This window comes from Fodinibius halophilus (assembly GCF_011059105.1).
Lineage (GTDB): Bacteria > Bacteroidota > Rhodothermia > Balneolales > Balneolaceae > Fodinibius > Fodinibius halophilus.
Genome location: NZ_JAALLS010000018.1, coordinates 46,235 through 61,646, shown reverse-complemented (window position 1 = coordinate 61,646; position 15,412 = coordinate 46,235). Strand labels below are relative to the sequence as shown.

The 15,412-nt window shown below is 41.9% G+C and carries 16 protein-coding genes; 7 read left to right on the top strand and 9 right to left on the bottom strand.

The window, feature by feature from the left end; genetic code table 11:
• Positions 1–4 precede the first annotated feature (4 nt).
• From ribH to G3569_RS13245, 6 genes are all read left to right on the top strand, one after another.
• On the top strand, positions 5–481 hold the full coding sequence (gene ribH, locus G3569_RS13270) for a 6,7-dimethyl-8-ribityllumazine synthase (RefSeq protein ID WP_165269929.1): 477 nt from the start codon (positions 5–7) through the stop codon (positions 479–481).
• A 70-nt stretch (positions 482–551) separates the two neighbouring features.
• Positions 552–1,379: an undecaprenyl pyrophosphate synthase gene (uppS, locus tag G3569_RS13265; protein ID WP_165269927.1), complete on the top strand. Its 828-nt coding sequence runs from the start codon at positions 552–554 to the stop codon at positions 1,377–1,379.
• A gap of 30 nt (positions 1,380–1,409) precedes the next feature.
• Positions 1,410–3,923, top strand: a complete 2,514-nt coding sequence (gene bamA / locus G3569_RS13260; protein ID WP_205720205.1) for an outer membrane protein assembly factor BamA — start codon at positions 1,410–1,412, stop codon at positions 3,921–3,923.
• 29 nt (positions 3,924–3,952) lie between these two features.
• Positions 3,953–4,474 carry an OmpH/Skp family outer membrane protein gene (locus G3569_RS13255; protein ID WP_165269923.1) on the top strand — a complete coding sequence of 174 codons (522 nt, stop codon included), beginning with the start codon at positions 3,953–3,955 and terminating at the stop codon, positions 4,472–4,474.
• 61 nt (positions 4,475–4,535) lie between these two features.
• The gene (locus G3569_RS13250) at positions 4,536–5,072 is read left to right on the top strand and encodes an OmpH/Skp family outer membrane protein (protein WP_165269921.1); all 537 of its coding nucleotides are present in this window, start codon (positions 4,536–4,538) and stop codon (positions 5,070–5,072) included.
• Between the two features lie 19 nt (positions 5,073–5,091).
• Positions 5,092–5,643, top strand: a complete 552-nt coding sequence (locus G3569_RS13245) for an OmpH/Skp family outer membrane protein (protein ID WP_165269919.1) — start codon at positions 5,092–5,094, stop codon at positions 5,641–5,643.
• Between the two features lie 57 nt (positions 5,644–5,700).
• Here the strand turns inward: G3569_RS13245 and G3569_RS18635 are convergent, their stop codons facing one another.
• Positions 5,701–6,240: a vWA domain-containing protein gene (locus G3569_RS18635; protein ID WP_240894715.1), complete on the bottom strand. Its 540-nt coding sequence runs from the start codon at positions 6,238–6,240 to the stop codon at positions 5,701–5,703.
• 14 nt (positions 6,241–6,254) lie between these two features.
• Positions 6,255–6,809, bottom strand: coding sequence for a vWA domain-containing protein (locus G3569_RS18630; protein ID WP_240894714.1), 555 nt, complete (start codon positions 6,807–6,809; stop codon positions 6,255–6,257).
• 64 nt (positions 6,810–6,873) lie between these two features.
• Between G3569_RS18630 and rnhB the strand changes: the two genes are divergently transcribed.
• The gene (gene rnhB / locus G3569_RS13235) at positions 6,874–7,521 is read left to right on the top strand and encodes a ribonuclease HII (RefSeq protein WP_165269917.1); all 648 of its coding nucleotides are present in this window, start codon (positions 6,874–6,876) and stop codon (positions 7,519–7,521) included.
• Between the two features lie 15 nt (positions 7,522–7,536).
• Here rnhB and rodA read toward each other — a convergent pair whose 3' ends face one another.
• From rodA to purN, 7 genes are all read right to left on the bottom strand, one after another.
• A complete protein-coding gene (rodA, locus tag G3569_RS13230; protein ID WP_165269915.1) occupies positions 7,537–8,787 on the bottom strand; it encodes a rod shape-determining protein RodA in 1,251 nt (416 codons plus the stop codon).
• Positions 8,780–10,639, bottom strand: coding sequence for a penicillin-binding protein 2 (mrdA, locus tag G3569_RS13225; RefSeq protein ID WP_165269913.1), 1,860 nt, complete (start codon positions 10,637–10,639; stop codon positions 8,780–8,782). Before mrdA ends, rodA begins: the two co-directional genes overlap by 8 nt.
• A gap of 12 nt (positions 10,640–10,651) precedes the next feature.
• The gene (gene mreD, locus G3569_RS13220) at positions 10,652–11,122 is read right to left on the bottom strand and encodes a rod shape-determining protein MreD (protein WP_165269911.1); all 471 of its coding nucleotides are present in this window, start codon (positions 11,120–11,122) and stop codon (positions 10,652–10,654) included.
• Positions 11,119–11,970: a rod shape-determining protein MreC gene (gene mreC, locus G3569_RS13215; protein ID WP_240894713.1), complete on the bottom strand. Its 852-nt coding sequence runs from the start codon at positions 11,968–11,970 to the stop codon at positions 11,119–11,121. The genes mreD and mreC overlap by 4 nt, the downstream gene beginning before the upstream one ends.
• 15 nt (positions 11,971–11,985) lie before the next feature.
• Entirely contained in the window at positions 11,986–13,038 is a 1,053-nt protein-coding gene (locus tag G3569_RS13210) for a rod shape-determining protein (protein WP_165269909.1), read from the bottom strand.
• Positions 13,039–13,171: 133 nt separating this feature from the next.
• Complete coding sequence (gene purH / locus G3569_RS13205) at positions 13,172–14,752, bottom strand: bifunctional phosphoribosylaminoimidazolecarboxamide formyltransferase/IMP cyclohydrolase (RefSeq protein ID WP_165269907.1); 1,581 nt, start codon at positions 14,750–14,752, stop codon at positions 13,172–13,174.
• Positions 14,753–14,754: 2 nt separating this feature from the next.
• Complete coding sequence (gene purN, locus G3569_RS13200) at positions 14,755–15,357, bottom strand: phosphoribosylglycinamide formyltransferase (RefSeq protein WP_165269987.1); 603 nt, start codon at positions 15,355–15,357, stop codon at positions 14,755–14,757.
• Positions 15,358–15,412 lie beyond the last annotated feature (55 nt).

Here is a 15,412-nt window from a genome sequence, read left to right as displayed (position 1 = left end):
TTTCATGAGTTATCAAGAATTAGAAGGCAATACAGATGGTACTAATGTGAAAGTTGGTATCGTCGTAGCTAAGTGGAATTCGTTTATAACTGATGAGTTACTGGAAGGAGCTCTTCATACTTTGAAAGGGAAAGGCATTGCTGAAGGTGATATATTGATAGCACGCTGCCCCGGTGCCTATGAAATTCCATTTACAGCGCGTAAACTCTTGGAAAAGGTAGATGGCGTGGTTACCTTAGGGGCTGTTATACAAGGCGATACTCCCCATTTTGATTACGTTTGTGATGCTGTAAATCGTGGTGTAACTGATTTGAATATGAAGGGTAATAAGCCGGTGGTCTTTGGCGTTCTAACTACAGACACGGTAAAACAAGCCCAAGAACGTTGTGGGCTTCACGGAGATAAAGGAAACAAAGGTAGTGAAGCAGCGTTAGCATTATTGGAAATGATAACATTGGGTAAAGCGCTCAAGGAATTATAATAGTTATAGCTTGATATAACGGGGATAATACTCTAATATTGATAGCTTAATAAACCAGTCATATTTCATATTGAAACCAATTTCACTAACAAATAACGAACAGAATAGCCGCGACAAAGAGTTGCAGGCTGCCCTTACCAAGCAGGGAGAGATCCCCGAGCATATTGCTATTATCATGGATGGTAATGGTCGCTGGGCTAAAAGTCGGGGTAATATTCGTTCATATGGGCATAAGGCTGGGGTCGATTCGGTCCGCGATATTACAGAAGCGTGTGCACAAATTGGCGTTAAGTATTTAACGTTATATGCGTTCTCAACTGAAAATTGGGGGCGCCCAAAGATAGAGGTCAATGCTCTTATGCGCTTGTTGGCCAGCTCACTTCGCAAAGAGGCCGAGAACCTGAAAGAAAATAATATTAAGCTGGAAACAATTGGTCAGATCGATCGGTTTCCTAAAAAATGTCAGCGAGAATTACAGGAAGCTATCGATTTAACGAAGGATAATGATCGGCTTCATTTGTGCTTGGCACTTAGTTATTCGGGGCGGTGGGATATTACTGAAGCGGTTAAAAAGATGGCTCACCGAATTAAGGATGGTGACATCGATCCCGATGATATTGATGATGAAATGATAGGAGCCCATTTATCAACGGCGGATATTCCCGACCCGGAGCTGATTATTCGAACCAGCGGTGAATATCGCATCAGTAATTTTTTACTTTGGCAACTGGCTTATTCTGAATTGTACATTACGGAAACGTATTGGCCCGATTTTCGCCGCGATGAATTATATAAAGCAATCCAATCTTTTCAAGAACGTGATCGCAGATTTGGTAAACTTTCTGAAGATGCACAAAAGAAATCAACAAATCGATACGTTCAAGAGCTGACATCATAACCTACTCATACAAATAACGTAAGCTCAATTTTGTTTCAAGAATTAACCCACGTGAAGAAATTACTTTTTGTTGTACTCATTATAGGTTCTTTAGTTGATCCTGCCGTAGCACAGGAAACCCCTTCTGATTCCACAAAATCTATTAATATCGAAAACCCGATGAACGCCACGCCTCAACAGCTTGAGGTCTTGGGTGTTGAAGTCGAAGGGTTAACAACCTCTCGCAAGGAGTTTGTGATTGGTACCAGTGGCCTGCAGAAGGGAACACAAATTACCGTTCCCGGAAAAGATATAAGTAGTGCTATTAAAAGTTTATACCGTACCGGGCTCTTCTCAAATATTGAGATTGTAGAAATGGGCAGAGAAGTCGGGGGAATCTACTTAAAGATTATAGTTCAAGAGCAACCTCGTCTTGAAAAGTATGAGATTCATGGGGTGAAGAAGTCTGAAAAGAAAGATCTTCGTGAAAAAATAACTTTGCTAAAAGGCTACGCAGTAACAGAATCGTCTATTGCACAGGCCAAAAATACCATTCGCAGGTATTATAAAGGAGAAGGGCACTGGGATACCAGTATAGAAGTAGAAAAAACTAAAACGGACACTGTCAGAAACCGAGTTACAGTTCGGTTCAATATTGATGCCGGTGAGCGTCTGGAAATAAAAGATATTTCTTTTGAGGGCAACAAGAAATTCAGTGATAAAAAACTGCGCAAAGCTCTGGATTCTATTAAAGAAGATAAATGGTGGAAATTCTTTTCTAAAAAGCTGTATAAAGAAGATGAGTTTAAGACAGCAAAAGATAATTTGAGAGCGTTTTATGGGGAGCATGGGTTCCTCGATTTCCGAATTATATCTGACACGGTTTATACTTTCCCTTATACCCAGAAACGTTTGTTTGTCTTGAAAACACCCGCAAAAGGCATTAAGGTGAATCTTAAGATCGAAGAAGGCCCCCAGTATAAGATTCGTAATATTGATTGGGAAGGAAATACCGTTTATACTGATGATCAACTAACGCAAACTCTGGGTTTTGAAAAAGGAGAGATCTTTAACCAGAAAAAATTCAGAAAACGATTAGAGATCAATCAAAAAGGGCCGGATGTTACCAGCCTTTACCAAGATATTGGATATTTATTTTTCCGGGTTCAAGAAAATATTGAAGTGGTCGCCGAAGATTCGGTTGATCTGCATATGAATATCTATGAAGATGAAATTGCGTATGTAGAAAAGGTTTCTTTTACGGGTAATACAAAAACCCACGACGATATTATAAGAAGAACACTTCGTACTGTTCCGGGTGATAAATATAGTAGGCAAAAAATTATCCGTTCTATCCGCGAGTTGGGGCAGCTCGGGTATTTCCGTCAGCAGTCTATTGATCCCAGCGTGACGCCAGATCAAGAAAATAATACGGTAGATATCACCTATAGCTTAGATGAATCGCAAAGCACCGATAACTTTGAGTTTTCCGGCGGATTGGGCGGAAGAGGTATCGGGTTGATTCTTTCGGCTAAGCTGAATTTTAATAACTTTTCAATGCAACGGGCTTTAAAAGGAGAGGGGTGGAATCCGATTCCTTCTGGCGATGGCCAAAAACTATCGTTGGGTGTGCAGGTAACAGGCCAAGGGTATCAAAGCTACAGTGTAGGTTTTCAGGAACCATGGCTTGCTGGTCGACCGTTGTCGTTGGGAGTAAATATGAGCTATGACCTGATTCAATATCGAGGGAATAGCCAAAGAAATGAAATGTTTTCGAGCAGTCTTTCTCTGGGCAGACGTCTAAAATGGCCGGATGATTACTTTACGCATCAATCGGTGTTATCTTATCAGTTATATGATGTGGCTAATACCTCTTTCTTAGCCGAAGGTACATCCAGTATAATGAGTATTAAACAAGTATTGGAACGTAACTCTACGGACAATAAAATTTCACCTACCCGCGGGTCAAAACTGCGAATTTCCGGAGAATTTGCGCCACCGCTGCCTAATTTTTCTCAATATTATAAATTCAAAACCAGTTACCAGACTCATACCACGCTTGTTGATAAATTGGTGTTAACTAATACTGTAGAATATGGGTATTTAGGTTATTTGGGCCAAGGACAACAAAGTGATTTCCAGCGGTTCAAACTAGGGGGTACGCAATTACAGCAACGGCAAAGTTTCCTTGATGATAATATTGATCTGCGTGGATTCCCAGGGGGACGTTCCGGTTCTATTACACCATATGTAGATGGCGAAGCAGTAGGAGGTCGTCTATATACAAAGTATTCTTTAGAGCTTCGTTATCCGGCTCTTACCGAGCAACAAGCACAGGTTTATCCCTATGCTTTCTTTGATGCCGGTAATGCCTACTTGAACTTTGATGAATTTCAACCTTTTGAACTCAAGCGGGCTGCAGGTTTTGGAACTCGCATTTTTCTTCCAATATTGGGTTTGGTTGACCTTAGTTATGGTTACAGGTTAGATGGTATTAAGGTACCGGGTAGCCCTGTAGAGGCTGGTCAATGGCAGTTTCTCTTTAATATTGGTGCTCCATTCTAATGATAAGAAAGGGTACATATCTATGTATATTGCTCTGCTCTGCTTTTTTGTTGATGGTGCAAGTAGCAACAGCCCAGGAGCAGAAGATTGCCTATATAGACACCGATTATATTTTGTCGCAAATGTCGGAGTATGAGGGGGTACAGCAACAGCTCGAGACGATAAGTTCGGAGTGGAATGCCGAACTAGAAAAAATGAAGGAAGAAATTGAACAGTTGAAAGAAGATTTTGAAACCAAAAAAATACTCTACACTGAAAAACTCCGGAAAAAGAAAAAAGAAGAAATTCAAAATAAGGTACAACAACGACAACAGTTTTTAGATCAAAAGTTCGGAGCAAAAGGTGAGTATTTCAGGAAACAGAAAGAACTTTTAGCCCCCATACAGCGAAAAGTATTTAATGCTGTGAATACAGTTGCAAAACGCAAGGATTTCGATTTTGTTTTTGACCGTGCGCAAAATTCAAATATGCTTTATAGTGATAAAGAATGGAATTTAAATAATGAGGTACTAGAAGAGCTTGGCATTACGTTAAATGATTCAAGCAATTGATAAAAATTGTTGTTATAATCAAAACGCTTTAATTAGAAGAACCAAAACAAGGATTTACTCAATGTTTAAAAAGTTATTCAGTTCTACACTCGTATTTCTTTTTGTTATCAGTGCTACTGCTTTTGCTCAGCCCAAAATTGGGTATATGAATACCCAAGAAGTAATTAGCAATGTTCCCGAACGCTCTGATATTCAAGAAGAATTAAACTCTTTTATTCAACAAAAGCGCCAAGAGCTTGAGCAGCAAACAGCAGCTTTTCAGGACTCTGTAGCTGAGTATCAGCAGAATAAGTCAGCTTTGTCAGAACAAGAAGCTGCTGATGCAGAGAATCGGCTTTCTCAAATGCAGTCTTCAATGCAGCAGTTCCGGCAAGCAATACAGCAACAGATTCAACGAAGAAGAACAGAGCTGTTACAACCGCTTTATAACCGGATGAATGAAGCTATTGCTTCTGTAGCTGAAGAAAAAAACCTCGATTTTGTACTTAATGAGGCAACAAATAGTGGTGAAAAGTTGGTTTATTATTCTGCTAAACAGAAATTAGATATTACCGACGAAGTGCTAGAACAAATGAAAGCAACATCTGCTAAGAACTAACTGAAAAACGATTATACTTATGTTAAAACGACTACTGTCCATATCTCTACTATGTCTATTTGCCGTTACTATTACCGGCATTTCTACAGCTAATGCTCAACAAGATGATCTAACGATTGGATATGTTGATCCTCAGCTTATCTTGAATAAAATGCCACAAATGAAGGCGGTTCAACAACGACTGCAAAACTTTGTTGAGAAAAAGCGTAAAGAGCTTGCTAACAAACAGCAGGATTTTCAACAACAGGTTTCAGAGTATGAACAAAAAGAATCTGTTATTTCTGAGTCCGCCAAACGAAAAGAGGAAGAGCGTTTGGGTAAGTTAAATGCTGAACTGCAGCAGTTCCAGCAAAGTATCCAACAACAGGTTCAACAGAAGCAGCAAGAACTGGTGAGTCCTTTACTCGACCAAATTGATACTGCTATCACTACTGTTGCAGCTAATAAAGGCTTAACTTATGTGATTAATAAAACGACGAGCCAAGGCGATCGTATTGTACTTTATACCTCTTCAGAAGCTAAAGAAAAGTATGATATTACGGAAGAAGTAATGGAAGAGCTAGATATGTAAAAGATACTCCAATTTTCTCAATAGTGTATAAGGCAGTCGGTTTTCGGCTGCCTTTTTTTATTGTACACGACGTTTACGGTTTTGAATATAATCCTCAAAAATATACTCTCCCAGCTTATCAAGTGATGCGAAATATGCGCGTCCTTTATTGGTTTTTGTTAACTCCCGAACAAAGTTTTGAAGGTAGGGTTCGCGAGCTATCATAAATATAGTTATGTCGATATCTTCGCGCCGACATTTTACGGCTTCATCCAAAACTTTATTAATAATTTTACGGTCCAGTTCATAACTGTTTTTATAAATCTCACCGTTCTCAATAATACAAGATGGTTTGCCATCGGTAATCATGAATATCTGTTTGTTGGCATTCGAGCGGAGATGTAACATATGACGAGCTAATTGCAGTGCTTGTTCGGTATTGGTATGATAGGGCCCGGCTTTAAGGTAAGGCAAGTCTTCAATAGCTACCTTCCAGGCTTCATTACCAAAAGCAATAATATCAAGAGAATCTTTTGTATATCTATTAAGGATAAGCTCTGAAAACGCCATCGCTACCTTTTTAGCAGGGGTGATACGATCTTCGCCATAAAGCACCATCGAGTGACTTAGATCTATGAGTAATACTGTTCCACTGATGTGTAGTGGTCAGAATCATGAACTCGAATATCATCTTCTCTGAGATTCATGTTCTCGATGCTGCTATGCTTCAGCATATTCATCATGGTACCGGAACTGTCTATATTCGCTATATCATCTCCCTGTTGCCACTGTCGTGTTTGAGGCTGTTGTTCAAGACCACGCCCGGTATGGTCGGTTTGGTGGTTGTCTACTCCCCCTTTCTTTAAATTCTTGAATATCTGCTCAAGCGAACGCTTGCGGAGACTTTGTTCAGTTTTACGGGTCATGACTATGATTCCGTCATTAGGTTCTCTTTGTAAATAACCGCGTTCTTCCAGTTCGTTAATAAAGTCTGGAATTCCATAGTTGTCAAAATCATCGGTTATTTTATGCTCACTATCCAGGTCATTGAGCCACAAAATGGCATGCGAAACCTCGCCGCTGGCTATCGTCAAAAGCTCCTGAAAGGTATCCCACAGCGTATTAAAAGGGTTACTTTGAGAGTTACGTGAAAAATGGTTATTCCACTGTTGGTACTTGAAATGCATAGTAAAAAGATTGACTTTAGCAGAGGTAACCCAAACGCACTTGATTATATTTTAATTCATTTTCATGAGCAGTTCTGCAAATAAAAATAACAGTGACATAGATCGCATACAGTTTGAACAACGATTGTGGAATGAGGGTTTTGAGCGGGTAATGGGGCTTGATGAGGTAGGCCGGGGATGCTTGTCAGGCCCAGTTGTTGCGGCAGGTGTAATTTTTAAACCCGGTACCTTTATAGATGAAATTAGAGACAGTAAAACGCTATCACTTAAAGACCGAAAAGAATTAACGGTTGAAATTAAGGATAAAGCCGAATATTGGACGATCCAGTGGTGCTCGCCCGAAGAGATTGATAAATGGAATATATTACATGCTTCTATAAAGGCAATGAATAGATGTGCCGAAACAGAAGATGCTGCCCCTGACTATCTGCTTGTCGATGGAAACCGGTACAGCTCTGGTCTGTGTCCCTATAAATGTTTGGTTAAAGGAGATCACCGTTCAATGAGTATTGCTGCTGCTTCCATTATAGCGAAGGTTTATCGAGATGAGTGGATGATAGAACTGCATGAGAAATATCCCCATTATGGGTGGGATACCAATGTAGGATATCCCACTGCTCAGCACTACAAGGGACTAAAAGAGCATGGTTTTACTCCCTACCATCGGCAGAGTTTTAACTTGCGCACAGAAAAAGCCCTGGAAGAGGAATAGGATTGGCCTGTTAAATTACCGGTAAATACTAAACTGTCTTTTATAAAAGTCCAGGTTCAGGCAGATACCCAGCATGATCGTATTGGTAATAAGGGCGGACCCCCCATAGCTGATAAATGGCAGGGGAACCCCAATGACGGGAAGCAGGGCTGTAGCAGAACCCACATTTATAAAAAAGTGCATAAAATAGATTGTAGTGACACCAATAATAACTAGTTGGGCAAAGGGGTGTTTGTGAGCTGAGGCCGCCTTAAGAAGACGTATTGAGAGTGCTAGCAGTAAGAGAATGACAAAGCTTGCCCCGATAAAGCCAAATTCTTCCCCAATCACGCAAAAAATAAAGTCGGTCCACTGTTCTGGTAAAAAACGCAGTTGGGTTTGGGTGCCTTCCATAAAACCTTTGCCGTAAAGTCCGCCGGAGCCAATGGCCGTTTTGGCTTGAATTACATTCCAGCCCGCCCCCTGAGGATCAAAAGAGGGATTGGTAAATGCTTCAATTCGTGCTCGCTGGTGTGGTTGTAGAACTTGTGAAAGTGACACCTGTATGCCTATCACTATGATGATGCCGGTAACGAAAGAGGCAAAGGTAAGCCAGGTGCGACGCTGCAGCATAAAAATAAGCAAGGTCAGTATTACAGCAGCTATCAATCCCCAATACCATGATATAATGGTGAGATAGCTAATAACAGCCGGAGAGATAATAAACAGAGAGATACCGTAAGGCAGGCCTGACCAGAATAAGATAACGGGGATGAGAGACGCAAAAATGATAGCCGTACCGGTATCATTTTGTAGAATAACCAAAACAGTTGGTACCAGAATAAGCAGGACCGTTGTTAAGGCTGACTTTATATTTTCTGCAGAAATATTGCGCCGACTGGTTAGATAGTTAGCGACTGCAAGGACCGTCGCGATCTTCATAAGTTCACTGGTTTGAAGATTGAATGGGCCAATTGCCAGCCAGCTTTTAGCTCCGTTTACTTCTTTACCAAACAGCAGGGTTAAGATCATGAGTACTATTCCGATGCCATAAAAAAAGTAAGAGCCTTCTTGGAAAGTTCTGGGATTGAGAAACTGTAGCCCTATTAAAAGCAGGATTGCAATACCGAAGGCAATAAGCTGTTTATAGAAATTGATTTGTATATACTCAGGCAAAAACTCAGCAACAGGACCCTGTGTAGCGCTGTAGATAGCTACCAGTCCAACTGCAATTAAACTTACCCATATAACAATGAGCGACCAGCTCAGTTCACGTAAATTAGTCATCTGTTTCTATCTCTTCAGGTTCTTCATCAGTAGTCTGCTTACGGGGCTCAAATGTTTTAACATAATTATAAACATACGGGCGATTGAGTTCACCAGTCAAATATTGTTCAATCATCAATGAAGCAATAGGAGCCGCAGAAACCGAACCGTAGCCTCCATTTTCAACTAACACGGCCACCGCAATTTTGGGATCATCCATAGGAGCAAAACTAATAAACCAGCCATGGTCTTGGCCATGAGGGTTTTGGGCCGTTCCCGTTTTTCCTGCTACTTTAATACTGTCGAGATTGGCGAACGTACTGGCACCACCATTGGTAACAACTCGTCGCATACCCTTTTTAACAGTGTTAAGGCTCTGCTTGCTGAGCCACTTAATCTCTTTCTTTTGGGGGGCTGTTCGGAGCTCTTTACCGTTACTTTTGCTAATGGCACTTACAAGGTGGGGTTGCACACGGTATCCGCCATTTCCTATTTGGGAGGCAACCAAAGCCATTTGTAGAGGTGAGGCTCCTAAAAAGCCTTGTCCCACTCCTAAACTCAGTTGGTCACCAATGCCCCATTTACCCTCACCCAAAACCCGGTCCAGATAACTACTGTCTGGAAGAGTGCCTCTGGTTTCATTCGGAAGATCGATGCCATTGCGCTGCCCAAGGCCGAGGGAAGAGGCGAGGTCGTGCCAGCGATTGATGCCTTTGGTAGTGGCAATTTTATCCATCAACCAAAAGAAGAAGGTATTGCTGGACTCCTGTAATGCCTTGCCAACATCGTATGTCCCGGGATCAGCTAAGTCGTTATATCGTCGGCCTCGCTGATAATAACCGGGATTTTCAATTTTCGTATCCGGATTTATAATCCCCATATTAAGCCCCATAAGTGCCATAAGAGGTTTGAAGGTAGAGCCCGGAGGCTGACTGCTGGATATGGCTCGATTATATAGTGGGTTTGTGGTATCGGCATTGATATTAACCCAATAAGTAGAATCGATACGCCCGGAAAGCTTTCTGATATCGTAGCTGGGGGCGCTTGCCAGTGCAAGTACTTCCCCACTATTGGGATCTAATGCCACTGCGGCCCCAACTTTGTCCTGGAGTAGATCCTCGGCTAAAAGTTGTAGTTGGGTGTCTATGGTAGTGAGCAGGTCAGCCCCTTTATTAGGAGCTTCATCGATCGCTCCATTTCGGTAAGGGCCCAAGTTTTGACCCATTGCATTAATCTTTATGTATTTTGTACCCAGCTCGCCTCGTAGCTGATCTTCATAAACCATCTCCAAACCACTTTTCCCGGTTTTATCCCCGAGATGGTAGTTTTTTGTTCCCAGGTATTCTTCTTTGGAGACCTCACGGAGGTATCCCAAAATATGTGACGCATTTAAGCTGTCAACCGGATACTCCCTTTTGCTTTCCACTTGGTGGCCTATACCCGGCAGTCGCCAAATATTTTCCTGGATAATAGAAAAGGTCCTAAAATCTACTTCTGTAAATAAACGGGATGAGCGATACCAGGAATATGCTTGGGTTTCTTTAACACGTTTTTTAACATCTTCGACCGACATATTCAGTAAGTCGGCAAGGAGCGGGGTGTTCTTTTCTTTATAACTGGCCGGTGTAATTGTTATGGTATAGATAGGTTCATTATCGACAAGCAAATTTCCATGTCGGTCGTATATAAGGCCCCGAGCAGGATTTACAATTTCTTGTCTTAGAGAGTTTTCTCGGCTTAATGGACCATATCGGTCGTGTTGAATAATTTGCAGTTGTACCAGCCGACCCAGCATGATAAGGCCTAGTATAATAATGCCCACCTGTAAGACACGGATAGATATTTGGGAGCGATTTTTCTTACGGTATTGCATTACACTTTTTGTTTATCGTGTTCGGAACAGGTAAATAATAGCGGCAACAAGTGCAGTATAACAGCTATTACCAATAAGGTGACGCCAGAAAAATATTTCAGCTGTATAATTAACAATTACTGAATTAAGACCCAGAAAGATAATATTGTGTACCAAAGCACCAATAAGTACGGTTAAAAAAACCTGCCCAATTAGTAGTTGTTTTTTGGTGTTCCGGGGGATAAAGTTAAAACTTACAAAGATTAATAATGTTTTGGTAAACATGTTTAGTCCCCATAAATCGAGCAGTGCATCCTGTAGAAAACTAAACCCGGCAGCCATCACAATAGCGGATGTACGGTCGTACCGCGCAGCATACCACAATAGAAAGATAAGTACCAAGTCAGGTTGTATCTTTAAAATCTTTAAATGTCGGAACAGTGCAACCTGAACAAGCAGGAAAAGGATACCCAAGCCAATATTTTTAAGTCGGTCCGGGTTCATTCTAGGATCTCCTCATATTGTTTATTCAATTTTTTTATAGAAGTGTCCGGTTCAAATTTCACAATAAATCCTTCAGCAAGTTCATAGAGGTTTACAAAAGGTTTTAAAAAAACTTTTTGTGTTTCTTTACCTTGGCGAGGTTCTGTTCTTATTACTTTTCCTATAGGAATATCCGGTGGATACTGGTTGCTCAAACCTGAGGTGACAACTACTTCGCCGGTGTCAACCTCTGTTGTTTGTGGTACATAATTGAGCTGGAGCTCCTCAATGATTTCTCCACTCTCGCCACTCCATGAAATAATACCATAGGCATTAGACTGCTGCAGTTTGGCACTAACCCGGAATAGAGTATGGTAAATAGGCATGATTTTGGAGTATCCCGCGGCCGTAACAATGACTTTTCCCACCAATCCGTCAGCTGAAACCATGGGCATACCTTTCTTGATACCTTGATTGGTACCGGCATCTACGGTTAATGAGTGTGTGACTTGGTTCAGTTCTTTTCCCACTATTTGTACGGGATACAAGCTTAATTCACTTTCACTACTGAACTGCAGCATTCTGCGCAACTCCTTATTGCGTTGTCCGGCTGCACGAAGGCGACTTAGTTCATCTAACAAGAGAATATTTTGCTTTCTAAGCTGCGTGTTGGTCTTTAATGCTTGCCGATAAACGCGGACATTAGAAAGGGGCTCCTCAAGATAACTAAATATTGTTATAGAGACTTTGCGTAGATTATTTAGCCCACCCTGATGGCGTCCTACCATCAAGGATACGGCTATAATCAGTAAAAGGGCCGTTATAATATGGTCTTTAACATCAGTTATTCGTGGGAGTCGAAACCGCATTCACTATGTAATTCTTTAGGTGATGACCGTTCGATAATGTTCGAGATCTTCGAGTATGGCTCCAGTACCTCGAACAACGGCTGTCAACGGATCTTCAGCAATATGAACAGGCAGGTCGGTCGTTTCCATGATAAGTTTGTCGAGGTTTTTAAGCTTGGCACCGCCTCCGGTGAGCATAATGCCCCTGTCCAGAATATCTGCTGATAACTCGGGCGGGGTTTGCTCAAGAGATTTTGTAATAGACTCTACAATAGTATTTACTGATTCTGATATCGCTTCTCGAACATCTTTGGAAGTTACGTGCCGTGTGCGCGGTACGCCATTGACCAGATCACGTCCTTTTGTTACCATGTCCAGTTCTTCGTCGAGAGGAGCAGCAGATCCTATTTCGCACTTGATCTTTTCGGCTGTTCGTTCCCCAATTAGCAGATTATGATTGCGCCGAAAGTAATTAATAATATCATCATTTAGCTCATCTCCACCCAGTCGCACAGATTGTGCGTATACAATACCTGAAAGAGCAATGACTGCAATCTCAGTAGTACCACCTCCGATATCAACAATCATATTGCCGATTGGTTCGTGGACATTGAGGCCAATCCCGATAGCCGCAGCCATGGGCTCATCTACCAAGAATACCGATTTCGCACCGGCATGTTCGGCACTGTCGCGTACGGCCCGTCGTTCTACTTCGGTAATACCGCTGGGTACACAAACCACCATTTGGCGGGTTCCCGAATACCATTTCATTTTAACTTTATCAATCATCCCCCGAATCATCTGTTCAGCTACTTCAAAATCGGCAATTACGCCATCGCGAAGCGGTCGCACGGTGCGGATGTTTTTATGCGTTTTTTCATGCATAAGCCGGGCTTCGTGCCCACTCGCCACCGGTTCGTTTTGCATATTAAGCGCCACAATAGATGGTTCATTTAAGACAATGCCTTCGCCGCGGGAATAAATAAGGGTGTTTGCTGTACCTAAATCGATGGCAATATCGGTATATAGCCAGTCGAACCACCCTTTGTTTTGTTGGTTTTTCTTTTTTTTGGGTGTATGTCTATCCATGGTTAATAAATGTAGATGAGCTGAAAGTAGTCAATTTTTATAGCTGAAATAATTGCAGAAAAAGAAAATACAATTTTGTAACTCTATTTGCGAATTAATGGGTAATAAACGAAAAAATAAAATAGATGCAAGTTTAATGTCTAAAATGGCGATTGCCGGTAAATACCATTGATAGCCCTAATTCATCTGCTGCATCAATAACCTGTTCATCTCGAATACTGCCGCCGGGTTGTATTACTGTTTGTGCACCGGCTTCTGCAGCAGCTTCTACGCCATCAGGAAAAGGGAAAAATGCATCAGAAGCAATAGCGGTACCTTCCAGTGAGAGTCCTTCTTGCCGAGCTTTGGCAATAGCAATTTCAGAAGCTTCTACCCGACTTGTTTGTCCGGTACCAATGCCTATGGTTTGATTGTTTTTGGCATAGACAATAGCATTCGATTTAATATGCTTAACAACTTTCCAGGCAAAGAGCAGGTTTTCAATCTCTTCTTCTGAGGGTGTGCGTTTGGTTACGGTCTCCAGTTCATCTTTGGTTACGGTCTTCAGGTCGGCATCCTGACTGAGTGCCCCGCCAAAGATAGAACGGTACTGTCGGCTTTCGTTGCTGTTTGGTAATTTCTTGATTCGAATGAGGCGACGATTCTTTTTTTCTTGTAACAGTTCTAAGGATTCGGCACTGTATTCGGGTGCTATAATGATCTCCGTAAAGATCTCATTAATAGCGTTGGCGGTCTCGATATCCAGTTTCTCGTTAACGACAACAATACCTCCAAAGGGAGACATGGTATCGGTGGCAAAAGCCTTCTTCCAGGCATTTGAGAGTTCTTCATCAGAGGCTACGCCACAGGGAACAGTGTGCTTGAATATGGCACAGGTGGGTTTTGAATCCCAAAAGTCACTGATAAGATTGAGAGCAGCATCAACATCCGTAAAGTTGTTATAGCTGAGTTGCTTGCCGTGGAAGCAGTCTATGAATTCAGATTGATTGCCATATACCGCAGCGCCCTGGTGTGGATTTTCACCATAGCGGAGGGTCTGTGATTTAGTTAGCGAAATATTGAGCTGCTCGGGAAGTTGATCCGATTTATCATCAAGCGTATTAAAATAGTTGGCAATAGCCGAATCGTAACTCGCCGTATGGTTAAAAGCATGTTTGGCCCACTCTTGTCGCTTAGCAAAAGAAAGATTACCCTTTTGTTGTATTTCTGAGATACATTCTTCGTACTGGGCGGGAGCAGTTAAGATACCCACGTGGGCAAAGTTCTTAGCAGCGGCTCGAATCATGGTGGGCCCGCCGATGTCGATATTTTCAGTTGCAATAGCAGGGGTGCAATCGCCCTTGGCAACAGTTTCTTTAAATGGATAGAGGTTTACTACGACCAGTTCGATAGGATCGATGTCCAATCGTTTCATTTCATCAACATCAGCTTGATGGCTGGTACGTCCCAGTATGCCACCATGGATAATCGGATGTAATGTTTTAACACGCCCATCCAGGCATTCTTCAAAACCGGTAATTTCACTCACGTCAGTAACAGGGATGTCTTGCTCGCGAATTTTACGTGCTGTGCCGCCGGTAGAAATAATTTCAACACCTGCCTTATTCAGGGCTTGGGCTAATTTTGTAATTTCGGTTTTATCTGAGACAGATAAAAGGGCACGGTTAATTGTTAACGGTTCTTGGGGGAGCTCGGAAAGAGGTTGTAAAGCCACTGTTAGTTATTAGTTTTTGAGTTTAATTCGTTAATAAGTTGTGCTATTACTTCAGGAAAAAGTTTATGTTCTTCTCTTAAAACACGACTGGCCAGCTTATCAGCATCATCGGAGTCTTTGACCGGAACCTTTCGCTGCCCGAGGATAGGGCCGTCATCATACTCTTCGGTAACAAGGTGTACCGTACAGCCCGACTCATCTTCATCATTATCAATAACAGCTTGGTGAACGTGCCTGCCGTAGAATCCCTTACCGCCATACTTAGGGAGCAGGGATGGATGAATGTTGACAATTCGATTAGGGTATTGTTCAATAACTTCTGTAGGGACTTTTATCATATATCCGGCTAACGCAATTAAATCTGTTTGCCAGTGATTTAGTTGCTCCAAAAGTGCATCCACATAATCAAGTTGGCTAGAGAATTGAGAGGGGGCCAGAACAGTATGTTCAATTCCATGTTTTTGTGCTCGGTCAATAGCCCCGGCCTCGGATTTATTGGTAACAAGTCCGGCAATTTGTCCATCAATTTCGCCAGCTTCTACTGCCTCAATAAGGGCTTGAAAATTGGTTCCCGATCCGGAAGCAAAAACAACAATATTGAACAAGGTCAAAAGGGTAAGTGTGATTGAAAAAGGTTCGGCGAAAAGATAAGCAAAAAAG

Coding starts and splice junctions, on each gene's coding strand:
- ribH (WP_165269929.1), top strand. CDS start 5: ATGAGTTATCAAGAATTAGAAGGCAATACAGATGGTACTAATGTGAAA.
- G3569_RS13250 (WP_165269921.1), top strand. CDS start 4,536: ATGTTTAAAAAGTTATTCAGTTCTACACTCGTATTTCTTTTTGTTATC.
- G3569_RS13245 (WP_165269919.1), top strand. CDS start 5,092: ATGTTAAAACGACTACTGTCCATATCTCTACTATGTCTATTTGCCGTT.
- G3569_RS18635 (WP_240894715.1), bottom strand. CDS start 6,240: ATGGTGCTTTATGGCGAAGATCGTATCACCCCTGCTAAAAAGGTAGCG.
- G3569_RS18630 (WP_240894714.1), bottom strand. CDS start 6,809: ATGCATTTCAAGTACCAACAGTGGAATAACCATTTTTCACGTAACTCT.
- rnhB (WP_165269917.1), top strand. CDS start 6,874: ATGAGCAGTTCTGCAAATAAAAATAACAGTGACATAGATCGCATACAG.
- rodA (WP_165269915.1), bottom strand. CDS start 8,787: ATGACTAATTTACGTGAACTGAGCTGGTCGCTCATTGTTATATGGGTA.
- mrdA (WP_165269913.1), bottom strand. CDS start 10,639: ATGCAATACCGTAAGAAAAATCGCTCCCAAATATCTATCCGTGTCTTA.
- mreD (WP_165269911.1), bottom strand. CDS start 11,122: ATGAACCCGGACCGACTTAAAAATATTGGCTTGGGTATCCTTTTCCTG.
- mreC (WP_240894713.1), bottom strand. CDS start 11,970: ATGCGGTTTCGACTCCCACGAATAACTGATGTTAAAGACCATATTATA.
- G3569_RS13210 (WP_165269909.1), bottom strand. CDS start 13,038: ATGGATAGACATACACCCAAAAAAAAGAAAAACCAACAAAACAAAGGG.